The organism is Bradyrhizobium sp. SZCCHNRI2009 (assembly GCF_032485115.1).
Taxonomy (GTDB): domain Bacteria; phylum Pseudomonadota; class Alphaproteobacteria; order Rhizobiales; family Xanthobacteraceae; genus Bradyrhizobium.
Window position 1 is genome coordinate 1,567,657 of record NZ_JAUEUH010000001.1, and the last position, 13,421, is coordinate 1,581,077.

11 protein-coding genes are annotated in these 13,421 nt (G+C 65.3%); 6 read left to right on the plus strand and 5 right to left on the minus strand.

The features are described from left to right. Window positions 1–167: 167 nt before the first annotated feature. The gene (locus tag QX041_RS07150; protein WP_315712146.1) at window positions 168–1,625 is read right to left on the minus strand and encodes a DEAD/DEAH box helicase; all 1,458 of its coding nucleotides are present in this window, start codon (window positions 1,623–1,625) and stop codon (window positions 168–170) included. A 480-nt stretch (window positions 1,626–2,105) separates the two neighbouring features. On the opposite strand from QX041_RS07150, the gene QX041_RS07155 reads away from it, so the two are divergent. Beyond that, window positions 2,106–3,605, plus strand: coding sequence for a caspase domain-containing protein (locus QX041_RS07155; protein WP_409999246.1), 1,500 nt, complete (start codon window positions 2,106–2,108; stop codon window positions 3,603–3,605). Between the two features lie 8 nt (window positions 3,606–3,613). Here the strand turns inward: QX041_RS07155 and QX041_RS07160 are convergent, their stop codons facing one another. The 4 genes from QX041_RS07160 to parE all read right to left on the minus strand — a co-directional run bounded on the left by QX041_RS07160 (window position 3,614) and on the right by parE (window position 7,872). Further along, window positions 3,614–4,381, minus strand: a complete 768-nt coding sequence (locus tag QX041_RS07160; RefSeq protein ID WP_316164780.1) for a glucose 1-dehydrogenase — start codon at window positions 4,379–4,381, stop codon at window positions 3,614–3,616. A gap of 27 nt (window positions 4,382–4,408) precedes the next feature. Beyond that, a complete protein-coding gene (locus QX041_RS07165) occupies window positions 4,409–4,594 on the minus strand; it encodes a hypothetical protein (protein WP_315712631.1) in 186 nt (61 codons plus the stop codon). A 202-nt stretch (window positions 4,595–4,796) separates the two neighbouring features. Next, on the minus strand, window positions 4,797–5,570 hold the full coding sequence (locus QX041_RS07170; RefSeq protein WP_316164781.1) for a porin family protein: 774 nt from the start codon (window positions 5,568–5,570) through the stop codon (window positions 4,797–4,799). Window positions 5,571–5,808: 238 nt separating this feature from the next. Further along, entirely contained in the window at window positions 5,809–7,872 is a 2,064-nt protein-coding gene (parE, locus tag QX041_RS07175) for a DNA topoisomerase IV subunit B (RefSeq protein WP_315712143.1), read from the minus strand. Window positions 7,873–8,143: 271 nt separating this feature from the next. On the opposite strand from parE, the gene QX041_RS07180 reads away from it, so the two are divergent. From QX041_RS07180 to QX041_RS07200, 5 genes are all read left to right on the plus strand, one after another. Continuing rightward, window positions 8,144–8,674 carry a DedA family protein gene (locus tag QX041_RS07180; RefSeq protein WP_315712141.1) on the plus strand — a complete coding sequence of 177 codons (531 nt, stop codon included), beginning with the start codon at window positions 8,144–8,146 and terminating at the stop codon, window positions 8,672–8,674. 245 nt (window positions 8,675–8,919) lie between these two features. Continuing rightward, complete coding sequence (locus QX041_RS07185; protein WP_315712139.1) at window positions 8,920–9,570, plus strand: FMN-binding negative transcriptional regulator; 651 nt, start codon at window positions 8,920–8,922, stop codon at window positions 9,568–9,570. A gap of 10 nt (window positions 9,571–9,580) precedes the next feature. Then, window positions 9,581–10,573: an N-acetyl-gamma-glutamyl-phosphate reductase gene (argC, locus tag QX041_RS07190; protein ID WP_315712138.1), complete on the plus strand. Its 993-nt coding sequence runs from the start codon at window positions 9,581–9,583 to the stop codon at window positions 10,571–10,573. Between the two features lie 114 nt (window positions 10,574–10,687). Then, a complete protein-coding gene (locus QX041_RS07195; RefSeq protein WP_315751663.1) occupies window positions 10,688–11,914 on the plus strand; it encodes a threonine ammonia-lyase in 1,227 nt (408 codons plus the stop codon). Window positions 11,915–12,160: 246 nt separating this feature from the next. After that, on the plus strand, window positions 12,161–13,420 hold the full coding sequence (locus tag QX041_RS07200) for an extracellular solute-binding protein (protein ID WP_315826884.1): 1,260 nt from the start codon (window positions 12,161–12,163) through the stop codon (window positions 13,418–13,420). The last annotated feature ends 1 nt before the right edge of the window (window position 13,421 follow it).

Sequence of the window (13,421 nt, forward strand, 5' to 3'; positions counted from 1 at the left end):
GAGCTACATAGGATGCTGCCGGAAACTGCTGACGCGAGCTGGAACTGTTCGCTCGACGCACGCCTCGCCGAGAGCTCAGCGCTGTCGACTTAAGTCAGGTCTACGAATGCAGCGGCTGATGTTCCGGGCGACCGCATGGGGGGCAGCCCGGAATCTTGTGCCCGCGCTCAGGGAAGCGGTGCCCGCACCGGGCGAAGCAGGAAGGCGGGCAGATGTGAGTGATCGGCGGGCTCGTTGTCGTGGTCGCGCCGCGGCCGCCGCGCTTCATTGCGAGGCTGTTCGTTGCGAGGCTGTTCCTTGCGAGCGCTCGGCGCAGGCCGCGGAGAATTTGCCTGTGCGGCGCGCGGAGCTGCCGCGCGCGGCTCGCGCTCCCGCGGGGCTGGATCACGCTCGCGCGGGGCCGCATCGCGCTCCCGGGCCTTGCCGCGGCTGCCGCGACGCGCGGCGTCACGCGGACGTCGCTCACGCGTATCCTCGTCGCCCGAGGACTCCTGCACTTCGTAGTCACCCTCGATCGTCGGAATGCCCTGTCCGATCAGCTTCTCGATGGCGACCATCGACTTCTGGTCGGCCGGGGCCACGATCGAGATTGCCGTGCCGGTCCGTCCGGCGCGGCCGGTACGGCCAATGCGGTGAACGTAGTCGTCGGAATGATGCGGCACGTCGAAATTGAAGACGTGGCTGACTTCGGGAATGTCGAGGCCGCGTGCGGCGACGTCGGAGGCGACGAGCAAGGGCAGTTCGCCCTTGCGGAATTGATCGAGCGCAGCGGTGCGGGCCGACTGGTCCATGTCGCCGTGCAGGGCGCCAACACTGAAGCCGTGCTTCTGCAGCGACTTGTGAACGATGGCGACGTCGCGCTTGCGGTTGCAGAAGATGATCGCGTTGTTGAGATCCTTGGCGTTCCGCAACAGCCTGCGCAGCACCTCGCGCTTCTGATGCGCCTCGCGTCCGGATGGGACCTGCAACTGGGTCACGGTAACGGCGGTCGTGGCCGGCTTGGAGACCTCGACCTTCTGCGGGTTGTGCAGGAAGGTTTCGGTGATGCGCCGGATTTCCGGCGGCATGGTCGCGGTGAAGAACAGGGTCTGGCGGGTGAAGGGGACGAGCTTGCAGATGCGCTCGATGTCGGGGATGAAACCCATGTCGAGCATGCGGTCGGCTTCGTCGATGACCAGGAGTTCCACGCCCGTGAGCAGCAATCCGCCGCGTTCCGTATGATCGAGCAGTCGGCCTGGCGTGGCGATCAGCACGTCGACCCCGCGAGTCAGCTTGGCGTCCTGGTCGCCGAAGGAGACGCCACCGATCAACAGGGCGACGTTGAGCTTCTGTCCGGCGCCGTAGCGATCGAAGTTCTCTTTGACCTGGGCGGCCAGCTCACGGGTCGGCTCCAGGATCAGGGTGCGCGGCATTCGGGCGCGGGCGCGGCCCTTCTCGAGGATCGTGAGCATCGGCAGGACGAAAGCGGCGGTCTTGCCGGTGCCGGTCTGGGCGATGCCGAGCACGTCGCGGCGCGCCAGCACATGAGGAATCGCCTGTTCCTGAATGGGGGTCGGGGTGGTGTAACCAGTGGCCGCAACTGCAGCCAACACCTTGTCGGACAAGCCGAGATTGGAAAAAGACATCGAGCCTCTATGTCACGCGCCGATAGGCGACGGGGCCTCTATTCGACGCCGCCGTTAGGAATCGAGGGTAAAAGGCTGTGGTCGCGCTCAACCCCGAAACGGCATGCTCTAACGAAGCTGGGGGTTTTCTGACTAACGCCGACCCGCGGTCAATCTCTCAGGAATCGGATGCGATCCGGCCGCGCTGCTCCGGAAGATAGGGGCGAATTCTGCAAAGTCAATGGAAGAGGGGAGCGAAGTACCGAAAAAGCTTAATGTTTTTGCATTATTTGCAGGCAACCTGTCGTCGAGCTGTCGTATTCGGGTGCTCCGAAGCTTCCTACGGCCGGTCGCGGAAAGCGCTCTGGTCGAATTGTCGACGGAATTGCGGCGTGTGTTCGGCAGGGGAGCAGCCGCGTGTGCCGCCGGGCATGAACCGGTGGCGCGGTGCCGTCGACTATCCGAGGGCGGCAGCCCACGCGATGAGGGCGGGGACGAACGATGAGATCGATGCGGACGTGGCTGGCGTGCGGGCTGGCGATGCTGGCAGTGGTTCTGGCGCCGGCCGCCGCGCGTGCCGAGAAGCGCGTTGCGCTCGTGATCGGCAACAACGACTACCGCTTCGTGCCGAAGCTGCAGAAGGCCGTCAACGACGCGCGGACGATGGGCGACACGCTGAAGCAGCTCGGCTTCAATGTCATGGTCGCGGAGAATCTCAATCGCCAGCAGTTCAGCCAGACACTGCTGGCGTTCGACAACGCCGTCGAGCCGGGCGACACTGCGTTCTTCTTCTATGCCGGTCACGGCTTCGAAATCGCCGGTCAGAACTTCCTGTTGCCGACCGACGTGCCCGCGGCCACCGAAGGCCAGGAAGAGCTGGTACGCGACGCCTCGATCCTCGCGGACCGCGTCATCGAGCGGCTGCAGAACAAGAAGGCGCGCACCTCGATCCTGGTGTTCGACGCCTGCCGCAACAATCCGTTCGAGCGCTCGGGCACGCGCGCGGTGGCGGGCGGGGGTGGCCTGGCGCCGATGACGCAGTTGCCGGAAGGCGTATTCTCAGTGTTCTCGGCCGGTCCGCGCCAGACCGCGCTCGACCGGCTCTCCAACGATGACGTCAATCCAAACTCGGTGTTCACGCGCACCTTCGCCAAGGAGCTGACGCAGCCCGGCGTCAATCTGGTGCAGGTGGCGCAACGCACCCGCCGGCTGGTCAGCGAGCTCGCCGAGACCGTGCGGCACAAGCAGATTCCGGTCTATTTCGACCAGATGGTCGACGATGTCTTTCTCAACGGCATGGCGAAGGGGCCGGCTGCAACCGACAAGCCGGCCGAGCCGCAGCAGAAGCTCGCGGCGCTGCCTCCTGTCTCGGCGCCGCGCATTCCGCCGGCGAACGAGAGCCTGAACGCACCGATTGCGATGTTCTCGCGCCACAATGGCGGCTGGACCGTCACCTTCTCGATCGCCGATCCGACGCTCGGCATTTCCTGGCGCATGGGTGAGGCAGGAGAGTTTCGCGAGACCGGCTTCATGGACGTGCTCGATCCGCGCACGCGCAAGCGCATGCCCAATCCCTCGATCCAGCTGCCGTCGGATGCGCCCGCGGGCACCATCCAGGTCCGCTATGTCGATGCATCGGGCGAGATGCAGGGACCGTTCCCGATCCGCTTCGAGCCGGAGGCCGCGCTGGTGCATGACCAGCGCAAGATCCTCGACATGACCGCGACGAGCTGGCTGTCGTTCCGCGAGTTCAACGGTCTCCTGGTCTACTACACGCACCTGATGTCGTATCGCTGCGCCATCCGCGAGGTCCGCATCGGCATCGACACGGCGGTGCCGGACAAGGTCCTCAACATGCCCGGCTGCGACATGCGCGATCCCATTGCGATTCCCTCCAACGCCACGCCCTATTTGAAGCTGCCGCCAGCGACGAAGTTCGTCTCGGTGGAGTTGACCTATCGCGACGGCAGCGTCTCCGAGATCAAGAGCTTTCGACGCTGAGGCCTCGGCTAGGCCATGATCGAATAGCCACCATCGACGGGAATGGCTGTGCCGGTGACGAAGTCCGAGGCCGGCGAGCTCAGGAACGTCGCGATGCCGGCGAAGTCGTCGATGTCGCCCCACCGTGCCGCGGGCGTGCGCGCCAGCACGCGGTCGTGCAGGCCGTCGATCTGGCTGCGCGCCGCGCGCGTCAGGTCGGTGTCGATCCAGCCTGGCAAGATCGCGTTGACCTGGATGTTGTCGGGCGCCCAGGCGCAGGCACAGGCGCGCGTGTACTGCACGATGCCGCCCTTGCTGGCCGCATAGGCCGGCGCGAAGCTGGCGCCGAAGATCGACAGCATCGAGCCGATGTTGATGATCTTGCCGCCGCCGTTCGCCTTGAGGGCCGGGTAGGCGGCCTTCGAGCACAGGAACGCGCTGGTGAGATTGGTGTCGATCACCTGCTGCCACTCCTCCAGCTCGAGCACGTGCGGCGGCTTGCGGATGCTCATGCCGGCATTGTTGATAAGGATGTCGATGCGACCGAGCTCGCTGGTCACGCGCGCGACCATGGCGGCGACGTCGTCCTTGTCGCTGACGTCGGCTGTGACGGCGATGGCACGGCCGCCGCGACTGGCGAGATGAGCCACCGCCGCCCGTGACTTGGTTTCGTTGCGGCCGACCACGGCAATGTCGGCGCCGGCATCGGCAAGCCCGCGCGCCATCCCCAGGCCGATTCCGCCGTTGCCGCCGGTCACGATCGCAACCTTGCCCCTCAGGTCGAAACGGCCCGCCATGTCGTGTCTCCATGTTGTTGTCAGACGTCAGCAGGTGCCCTGCCAGATCATCACCAGGCCGAGTGCACCCATGCCGACGCCATAGCCGGCCCATTGCAGCTGGTTGATCATGAAGCTCGTCCGCGGCCATGCCACCACCCCGGTGCCCTGACCGACCCAGAGCAGGCCGATGGCGAGCAGAAGCAGGCCGCCGATCATCAGGAATTTCCGCATGACCATGTCCTCCCTCGTCGACCGCGTCACAGCATCGGAAACGCTGCTGCCGTCTTTTTTGTGAAGTTTTGTGACGAGGAGGCTAGCGGCCGGCGCGGCAGATGACCAGCGGCTCCAGCCGCCAATATCCGAGCCAAAAACAAAAAGCCCCGGATCAACCGGGGCTTTTCGCAGAATTATTGAAAGACCGAGTGCGTTCGGCTCAGTACTTGACGACCGGGCCGGTCCAGTTGAAGCGGTAGACCAGCGAGGTGCTGATGGTCTGCACCCACGGCTTGAAGCTGACCGAGTCGGTCGTCACGAGGTTGCCGACATCGGTGCGGACCGCGATGTCCTTGCGGTCGTAATAGGCAGCACGATATTCGGTCTTCATGAACCAGCCCGGCGCGGAGATGCCGAAGATGTTCAGGTTGTTCTCGACGCCGCCGCCGACGAACCAGCCGTTGCGGTTGAACGAGTCGGTGTGGAAGCCGGACGCCGCGCCCGTGAGGGTGGTCAGGCCGGTGCCCGACCAGTGCGAACCGGAGTAGCCCGCGTTGACGTAGGACAGCACGTTCGGCGCAACCAAGTAACCGACGCGGGCGCCAGCGGCCCAGGCGGTTTCCATCTTGATGCGGCCGGTCAGGGCAGCGAACTGATCCTGCAAGGTGCCACGCAGGCTGCCGAACTGGCCATCAGCGAACACGCCGAAGACCCAGGTCGGATTGACCTGCCAGTCATAGCCTGCACCGACCGTGCCGAGGAAGCCGTCGCCGCCGACGCGCTGATCGATCGTCACCGGCACGCCGTTGAAGTTGGTGTGCGAGTCGGCATCCCAGATACCGCCGCCGGCGCCACCGAAGATGTAGAAGCCGGTCCAGCTCGGCGCCACCGGCATCATCGGAGCCTTCACGTAGGGGCGAGCCGCCAGATCAGCAGCTGAGGCGGCACCCGTGATCGCAACCAGCGCAGTGGCAGCAAGCAAAAACTTCTTCATATCCAATTCCCCAAGATCGTCGTGTCGCAGGTGCCGGGTTGCGGCGGCGATTCCCTCGCCAGATGTGCCCGAACTATAGCCGATTGGTGCCCAAAAGCTGTTGCAGGTTGAGCACACCGGAGGGGAAAGTGCGCTGCGGGATGCTCGGGATTCTCGTAACCCTCTGATTGGAAAGGTCGATTGCAGGCTCACGCGAGCTAATGGAACCTGCAATCGAGGCGTGAAATCGGGTCAAAAGCTAGACGTCGAGCAGCTCGTCGCTGGCGAATTCGGCCTTTTCCGAAATGAAGGCGAAGCGGGCCTCTGCCTTGGTCCCCATCAGCCGCTCGACCGAGTCGGCGGTGCCGTCGCGATCCTCGGCCAGCAGAACCACGCGCAGCAGGGTGCGCTTGGCCGGATCCATGGTGGTTTCCTTGAGCTGGGCCGGCATCATCTCGCCGAGACCTTTGAAGCGGCCGATCTCGACCTTGGCGTTGGCATTGAACTCGCGCTTCAGGAGCTCGTCCCGATGGGCATCGTCGCGCGCGTAGAACGTCTTGCTGCCATGGGTGAGCCGGTAGAGCGGCGGCACGGCGAGGTAGAGATGCCCCTCGTCGATCAGCGGCCGCATCTGCCGGTAGAAGAAGGTAATCAGCAGCGAGGCGATGTGGGCGCCGTCGACGTCGGCATCGGTCATGATGATGATGCGCTGGTAGCGCAGATCCTCCTCGCGATACGACGTGCCGGTGCCGGCGCCGATCGCCATCACGAGATCGGCGAGCTGGGCGTTGGCGGTCAGCTTGTCCTTGCCGGCGGAGGCGACGTTGAGGATCTTGCCGCGCAGCGGCAGCACCGCCTGCTTCTTGCGGTCGCGCGCCTGCTTGGCGCTGCCGCCGGCCGAATCGCCCTCGACGATGAACAGCTCGGAGCCTTCGGTGCCGGCGTCGGTGCAGTCGGCTAGCTTGCCGGGCAGGCGCAGCTTCTTGGTCGCGGTCTTGCGCGCCGTCTCCTTCTCCTGCCGGCGGCGGATGCGTTCCTCGGCGCGCTCGATGACGAAATCGAGCAGCCGGTTGGCCTGCACCGGATTGCCGGACAGCCAGTGGTCGAACGGGTCCTTGACGGCCTGCTCGACGATGCGCTGGGCCTCTGCCGTGGCGAGGCGGTCCTTGGTCTGGCCCTGGAATTCCGGCTCGCGCACGAACACCGAGAGCATGATGGCGGCGCCCGCCATGATGTCCTCGGAGGTGATGTTGGCCGATCGCTTGCCCTGGCCGACGCGCTCGGCGTGGTCCTTCAGGCCGCGCAGAAGCGCGCTGCGGATGCCGGATTCGTGCGTGCCGCCGTCCGGCGTCGGAATCGTGTTGCAGTAGGAGGACAGGAAGCCGTCGGCATCGGCGGTCCAGGCGACCGCCCATTCGCAGCCGCCATGGCCACCGGTGCGGCCCGACTTGCCGGCGAAGATATCCGGATGGACCAGCGTGTCGGCATGGATCGCTGCGGCCAGGTAGTCCTTCAGACCGCCGGGGAAATGGAACGTCGCCTCGGCCTGGACGTCCTCGATGCCCTTCAGCAGCGACGGATCGCACTTCCAGCGGATCTCGACGCCGCCGAACAGATAGGCTTTCGAGCGCGCCATCTTGAACAGGCGCTGCGGCTTGAACGTCGCCTTGGCGCCGAAGATGGTCGGGTCGGGTTGGAAACGCACCCGTGTGCCGCGCCGGTTGGCGACCTTGCCGACCTCCTCGAGCTTGCCCTTGGGATGTCCGCGTTCGAACACCATGCGGTAGAGCTTCTGGTTGCGAGCGACCTCGACCTCGAGCCGGGTCGACAGCGCGTTCACCACGGAGATGCCGACGCCGTGCAGGCCGCCCGAGGTCTCGTAGACCTTGGAGTCGAACTTGCCGCCCGCGTGCAGCGTGCACATGATGATTTCGAGCGCCGACTTCTTCGGAAACTTGGGATGGGGATCGATAGGAATGCCGCGGCCGTTGTCGGTCACGGTGAGGAAGCCTTCGGCGTCGAGCTCGACCTCGATGAAGGTGGCGTGGCCGGCCAGCGCCTCGTCCATCGAGTTGTCGATGACCTCGGCAAACAGGTGGTGCAGCGCCTTTTCGTCGGTGCCGCCGATATACATGCCGGGGCGGCGCCGCACCGGCTCCAGGCCCTCGAGGACCTCGATGTCACGGGCAGTGTAATCGCCCTCGGCACTCGCCGAGCGGGCGGCTGGCTTGGCCGGAGCCTTGCCCTTGGCGGCGAACGCCGCCAACGGGTCCGTGACGCCCTTGGCCTTGGCTTTTGCAGCTGATTTCAACGGCTTACCCATGGAATCTGATGTTGCGTGTGCGCAAGATGGAACGAATCGTTGGGCCTGACTATGCCATGGACCGGCATAAAACAATGACCCCGGGAAACAACGACGTTCACCGGCCCGCCACGTCTTGACCGGTTCCGAACGCCGGATCGCCGCTGTTCACGCGGTTCAGCCGGTTGTTGTGACTTGAAGTGGGCGGGTTCGGTGGCGTACCAGTCTGCGCCATGGAACCGCGAAGGCCTTCAAGCACTTAAGCGCCGCGGAGCAGAAAGGCGTCGAGCAGATGGAAGATTTTGGCCGCGCGGTTGCCGACTTCGTGCGCGACCATCAGGCCTGGGCTGCTCCGATCGTCCTGCTGCTTGCCTTTGGCGAGTCCCTGGCCTTCGTCTCGCTCCTGATTCCCGCCTGGGGCGCCCTGGTCGCGATCGGCGCCCTGATCGGCGCCACCGGGATCAGCTTCTGGCCGATATGGCTGGCCGGGGGCATCGGCGCCGCGCTCGGCGACTGGGTCTCCTACTGGTTCGGCTACCGCTACAAGGACCGCGTCGCCCAGATGTGGCCGCTGTCGCGCTACCCGGAGCTGCTGCCGCGCGGCGAGGCCTTCGTGCGCGATTGGGGCGTGCCGAGCATCTTCATCGGCCGGTTCTTTGGCCCGTTGCGCGCATCGGTGCCGCTGGCGGCGGGCATTTTCGAGATGCCCTACATGGTGTTCCAGATCGCCAACTTCGTGTCGGCGCTGGTGTGGTCGGCGGTGCTGCTGCTGTTCGGCGACATCATCGGGCGCATCATGGAATGGCTGTGGCATGCGGTCTGACGCCAGCCCTGAACGCGCCGGGCCGACTTGCGAGCTTGACGCAGGAACCCGGCAGCCTTATAGGCCTGCCCCCATGATCAACGCAGCGACCCACATGATCGCCGAAATGCGCCGTCGTACCTCCGCGGTACGGGCGATGATCTGCGTCTAGATCACAGCCCCTGCCGCCGGATCCGATCCCGCGGCAGACTTTCTCCTTGCAGCGCGATTGATCAGGCGGCTCCTTCGTCCAGCAGGAGTTTCCGATGTACACGCCACCGCCCTTCAAGCCCGATCGCGCCGCGAGCCTCGGCTTCGCTGACGCGCGCGGCTTCGGCATGGTCTGCGCGTGGGACGGCACAAAGCCGATCGCGTCACCGGTGCCGTTTCACCTGGGCGCCTTGAACGATGGCACGCCGCAGGCGTTCTTCCATGTCGCGCGCGGCAATCCGCTGGCAAGGATCGCCGACGGTACGACGCCCTGGCTGTTGGCCGTCAGCGGCGCCGATGCTTACGTCTCCGCCGATTGGTATGTGTCGCCCGACCAGGTGCCGACCTGGCTCTATCAGGCCGTGCATCTGACCGGTACGGCGCGGATCTTGTCGGAGGCCGAGCTCGCGCGGCAGACGGATGAGGTCAGTGCGAAGTTCGAGCAGCGGCTGCTGCCGAAGAAGCCCTGGACCTCGGACAAGATGACGGCGGGACGCCTCGAGGCGATGCGCAAGGCGATTGTGGGCATCGTCATGACGATCGATCAGGTCGAAGGCAGCTTCAAGCTCAACCAGCACAAGTCCGAGGCCGACTACGCGACGATCGCGACGAGGCTCGGCGAGCAGCCCGACATTGGCTCGCAACAGATTTCCTCTCTCATGCGGCAGGCGCGGCCCCAGGCCTTTGCCGGCGAAACCCAGACCTAAGGAGCGTGTCATGACCGTGATCGACAGCAACGTGCCGAAAGCTCACGCCGCCTCCGGGACTGCGACACGCGCCGTGTTCGTCGACGGCGGCTCGGGAACGACCGGCCTGGGAATCGCCGAGCGTCTCCGGCACCAGCCGGACATCGTCGTGAAGACGATCGCCGAGGACAAGCGCAAGGATCCGGCGGCCAAGCGGGCGCTGATGGCCGAGGTCGATCTCGTCATCCTTTGCCTGCCGGACGATGCGGCCAAGGAGACGGTGGCGCTGATCGACGGCATGGGCAGCTCTGCGCCGAAGGTGCTGGACGCGTCGACCGCATACCGGGTCGCGCCGGACTGGGCCTATGGCTTTCCCGAGCTCGCCGCCGACCAGGCCGACAAGATCCGGAATGCGCGCAAGGTCTCCAATCCCGGCTGTTATCCCACCGGCGGCATCGCGCTGCTGCGGCCGCTGGTCGATGCCCGACTGATGCCGCAGGACTATCCGGTCACGGTGAACGCGGTGAGCGGCTATTCCGGCGGCGGCAAGACGATGATCGCGGCCTTTGAGAATGGCACCGCGCCGAACTTCGAGCTGTACGGTCTCGGCCTCGAGCACAAGCATCTGCCTGAGCTGCAGCTCTATTCGCGGCTGACCCGGCGGCCGATCTTCATTCCCTCCGTCGGCAACTACCGGCAGGGCATGCTGGTCTCCGTGCCGCTGCAACTCGACACACTGCCGGGCAAGCCGTCAGGCTCGGACCTGCAGGCGGCCCTGACGAAGCATTATGCCGGCAGCAAATACGTCTCGGTGATGCCGCTCGATGGCGCGGCGGCCAAGAGCGGCCGGCTCGAGCCGGAGGCGCTGAACGAGACGAACAAGCTCGAGCTCTACGTCTTCGCCAGCGACCAGCATCACCAGGCGGTGCTGGTGGCGCGGCTCGACAATCTCGGCAAGGGCGCCTCGGGCGCGGCCGTGCAGAACATGCGGCTGATGCTCGGACTGCCCGATCTCGGGAGCTGAGACCGATCTGGATCGTCCGGCCGCAGACGCGCCGGCACGATCGGCAACATCATGCGAGGTCGGCGCGCCGCCGGCATCGCGTGCAATGACGCACGCTGAGGGATGGGCAGACCCATGACCGCCACTGATCTGAACGCGCTGCCCGTCACCGCCAACGATGTGCGGGCCGCCGCCGAGACCATCGGTGGCGCCGTGCTCGCGACGGCCTGCAACCAGAGCCGGACGCTCGGCGAAATCTGCGGCTGCAACGTCTGGCTGAAATTCGAGAACCTGCAGTTCACGTCGTCGTTCAAGGAGCGCGGCGCGCTGAACCGGCTGAATGCGCTGTCCGCCGAGCAGCGCGAACGCGGCGTGATCGCGATGTCGGCCGGCAACCACGCGCAGGGCGTCGCGTATAACGCGCGGCGTCTCGGCATTCCCGCGACCATCGTGATGCCGGTGGGCACGCCGATGGTGAAGGTGGAGAACACCAAGCGGCACGGCGCCGAGGTCGTGATTTCCGGCGCCACCTTGGAGGAGGCGGGCGCGTTCGCCAGGGAGCACGGCGCGGCGCACGGCATGACCATGATCCATCCTTACGACGATCCACTGATCATCGCAGGGCAGGGCACGGTGGCGCTGGAGATGCTCGCGGTGGTCCCCGAGCTCGATACGCTCGTGGTGCCGATCGGCGGCGGCGGGCTGATCTCCGGCATGGCGGTCGCGGCGCGCGCGATCAAGCCGGGCTTGCGCATCGTCGGCGTTCAGGCCGAACTCTATCCGTCGATGTACAACGCCATACGCAGCAGTCAGCTGCCGATGCGCGGCGACACGCTCGCCGAGGGCATCGCGGTGAAATCGCCGGGCCGGATCACGACCGAGATCATCCGCCATCTCGTCGACGATATCCTGCTGGTCAACGAGGCGCAGATCGAGCGTGCGCTCGCCACGCTGATCTCGATCGAGAAGACAGTGGTCGAAGGCGCCGGCGCCGTCGGTCTCGCCGCAGTGCTCGCGCATCCCGCGCAGTTTGCCGGCCGCAATGTCGGCCTGGTGCTGAGCGGCGGCAACATCGACACCCGACTGATCGCCTCGGTGCTCACCCGCGAGCTCGCTCGCGAGGGGCGGCTGACGCAGCTGTCGATCGACATCGTCGATCGTCCCGGACAACTCGCTGCCGTGTCGACGCTGCTCGCCGATGCCGGCGCCAACATCATCGAGGTGTCGCATCAGCGAACGTTCTCGGACCTGCCGGCCAAGGCGACCCTGCTCGAGCTGGTGATCGAGACGCGCGACCAGGCGCATCTCAACGACGTGATGGCGAAGCTTGTCGCCGCAAATTTCAAGGCGCGCTGCACCTGAGCGTCAGGCGATCTCCAGCATATCCTTCGCGGTGCGGCAGACGCCCGCTCCGCCTTTTCCAGGCGAAAGGCGCGTGCGGCTGCCCGCCGAGTCTTGCTCAGCCCAATTAGCAATCTCTCTGTCTACTCGTGAAGCTGTTCGCAAATGCGAACACGTTTGAGGTTTGCTCTGTCAGAATTTCAGTTGCGCACCTCAAAAAATGAGGACAGGATTACCGCAACAAAGAAGACGGTTGGGAGGATTGTGATGAGACTGCTCGCGAAGCTGGGACTCGCCGCTGCCGCATGCCTGCTCTGGGCCACCGTCGCGAGCGCCGATACCACCGTGAAATGGCTGCATATCGAGGTCAATCCAGCCCAGGTGAAGATCTGGGAGGAGGTGGCCCGCGCCTATGAGGCGTCGCATCCGGGCGTCAAGATCGAGATGCAGTTCCTCGAGAACGAGGCCTACAAGGCCAAGCTGCCGACCATCCTGCAGTCCAAGGACCGGCCGAACATCATCTACAGCTGGGCGGGCGGTGTCCTGAAGGCGCAGATCGAGGCTGGCGTGCTCGAGGACATCACCGAGCAGGTGAAAGGCTACAGCGACAGCGTGACTCCGGCGGCGCTCGCGGCATTCACCGATGGCGGCCACGTCTACGGCCTTCCGATCTCGCTGTCGCAGGTCGGCTTCGTCTGCAACAAGGAGCTGATGGCCAAGGCCAAGGTCGATCCCACGGCGATCAAGAGCTGGGACGATCTGCTGAGCGCCGTGAAGACGTTGAAGGCGGCCGGCGTGACCCCGATCGTGGTCGGCGGCGCCGACAAATGGCCGCTGCATTTCTACTGGACGCATCTTGCGGTGCGGATCGGCGGCAAGCCGGCATTCGACGCGGCGCTGCGCGGCGAGAATGGCGGCTTTGCCGGCGACACCTTCGTCAAATCAGGCGAGCTGTTCAAGCAGCTCGTCGATCTCCAGCCATTCCAGAATGGCTTTCTTGGCTTCAAGAACCCGCAGGCCGTCGGATATTTCGGCGATGGCAAGGCGGCGATGACGCTCGCGATCAGCTCCGTCTACAATCTGCAGCGGGCGCTCGCCGCCGACAAGGTCGGCTTGAGCGAAGACAAGATCTGCTGGTTCGATTTTCCGGTCGTGCAAGGCGGCAAGGGCGCGCCGACGGATACGCTCGGCGGCATCACCGGCTGGTTGGTCACCAAGGGCTCGCCCAAGGAAGCCGTCGATTTCCTGAAGTACTTCATCTCCAAGGACGTCCAGACACGGTTGGCGGCGGGAAATTTCATCATCCCGGTGGTGCAGGGCGCGGACGCCGGCCTCAACAATTCCTTCATGAAGCTGATCGCGTCCAATCTGGCCAAATCGAACTATCACCAGAACTTCTATGACCAGAGCCTCGGCCCCTCCGTCGGTCACGTCGTCAACGATGTCTCCGCGGAGATCGCCGGCGGCAGCATGAGTCCGCAGGAGGCGGCCAAGGCGATCGAGGCAGCGCGGAAGCAGGGCAACTGAC

Coding starts and splice junctions, on each gene's coding strand:
- QX041_RS07150 (WP_315712146.1), bottom strand. CDS start 1,625: ATGTCTTTTTCCAATCTCGGCTTGTCCGACAAGGTGTTGGCTGCAGTT.
- QX041_RS07155 (WP_409999246.1), top strand. CDS start 2,106: ATGAGATCGATGCGGACGTGGCTGGCGTGCGGGCTGGCGATGCTGGCA.
- QX041_RS07160 (WP_316164780.1), bottom strand. CDS start 4,381: ATGGCGGGCCGTTTCGACCTGAGGGGCAAGGTTGCGATCGTGACCGGC.
- QX041_RS07165 (WP_315712631.1), bottom strand. CDS start 4,594: ATGCGGAAATTCCTGATGATCGGCGGCCTGCTTCTGCTCGCCATCGGC.
- QX041_RS07170 (WP_316164781.1), bottom strand. CDS start 5,570: ATGAAGAAGTTTTTGCTTGCTGCCACTGCGCTGGTTGCGATCACGGGT.
- parE (WP_315712143.1), bottom strand. CDS start 7,872: ATGGGTAAGCCGTTGAAATCAGCTGCAAAAGCCAAGGCCAAGGGCGTC.
- QX041_RS07180 (WP_315712141.1), top strand. CDS start 8,144: ATGGAAGATTTTGGCCGCGCGGTTGCCGACTTCGTGCGCGACCATCAG.
- QX041_RS07185 (WP_315712139.1), top strand. CDS start 8,920: ATGTACACGCCACCGCCCTTCAAGCCCGATCGCGCCGCGAGCCTCGGC.
- argC (WP_315712138.1), top strand. CDS start 9,581: ATGACCGTGATCGACAGCAACGTGCCGAAAGCTCACGCCGCCTCCGGG.
- QX041_RS07195 (WP_315751663.1), top strand. CDS start 10,688: ATGACCGCCACTGATCTGAACGCGCTGCCCGTCACCGCCAACGATGTG.
- QX041_RS07200 (WP_315826884.1), top strand. CDS start 12,161: ATGAGACTGCTCGCGAAGCTGGGACTCGCCGCTGCCGCATGCCTGCTC.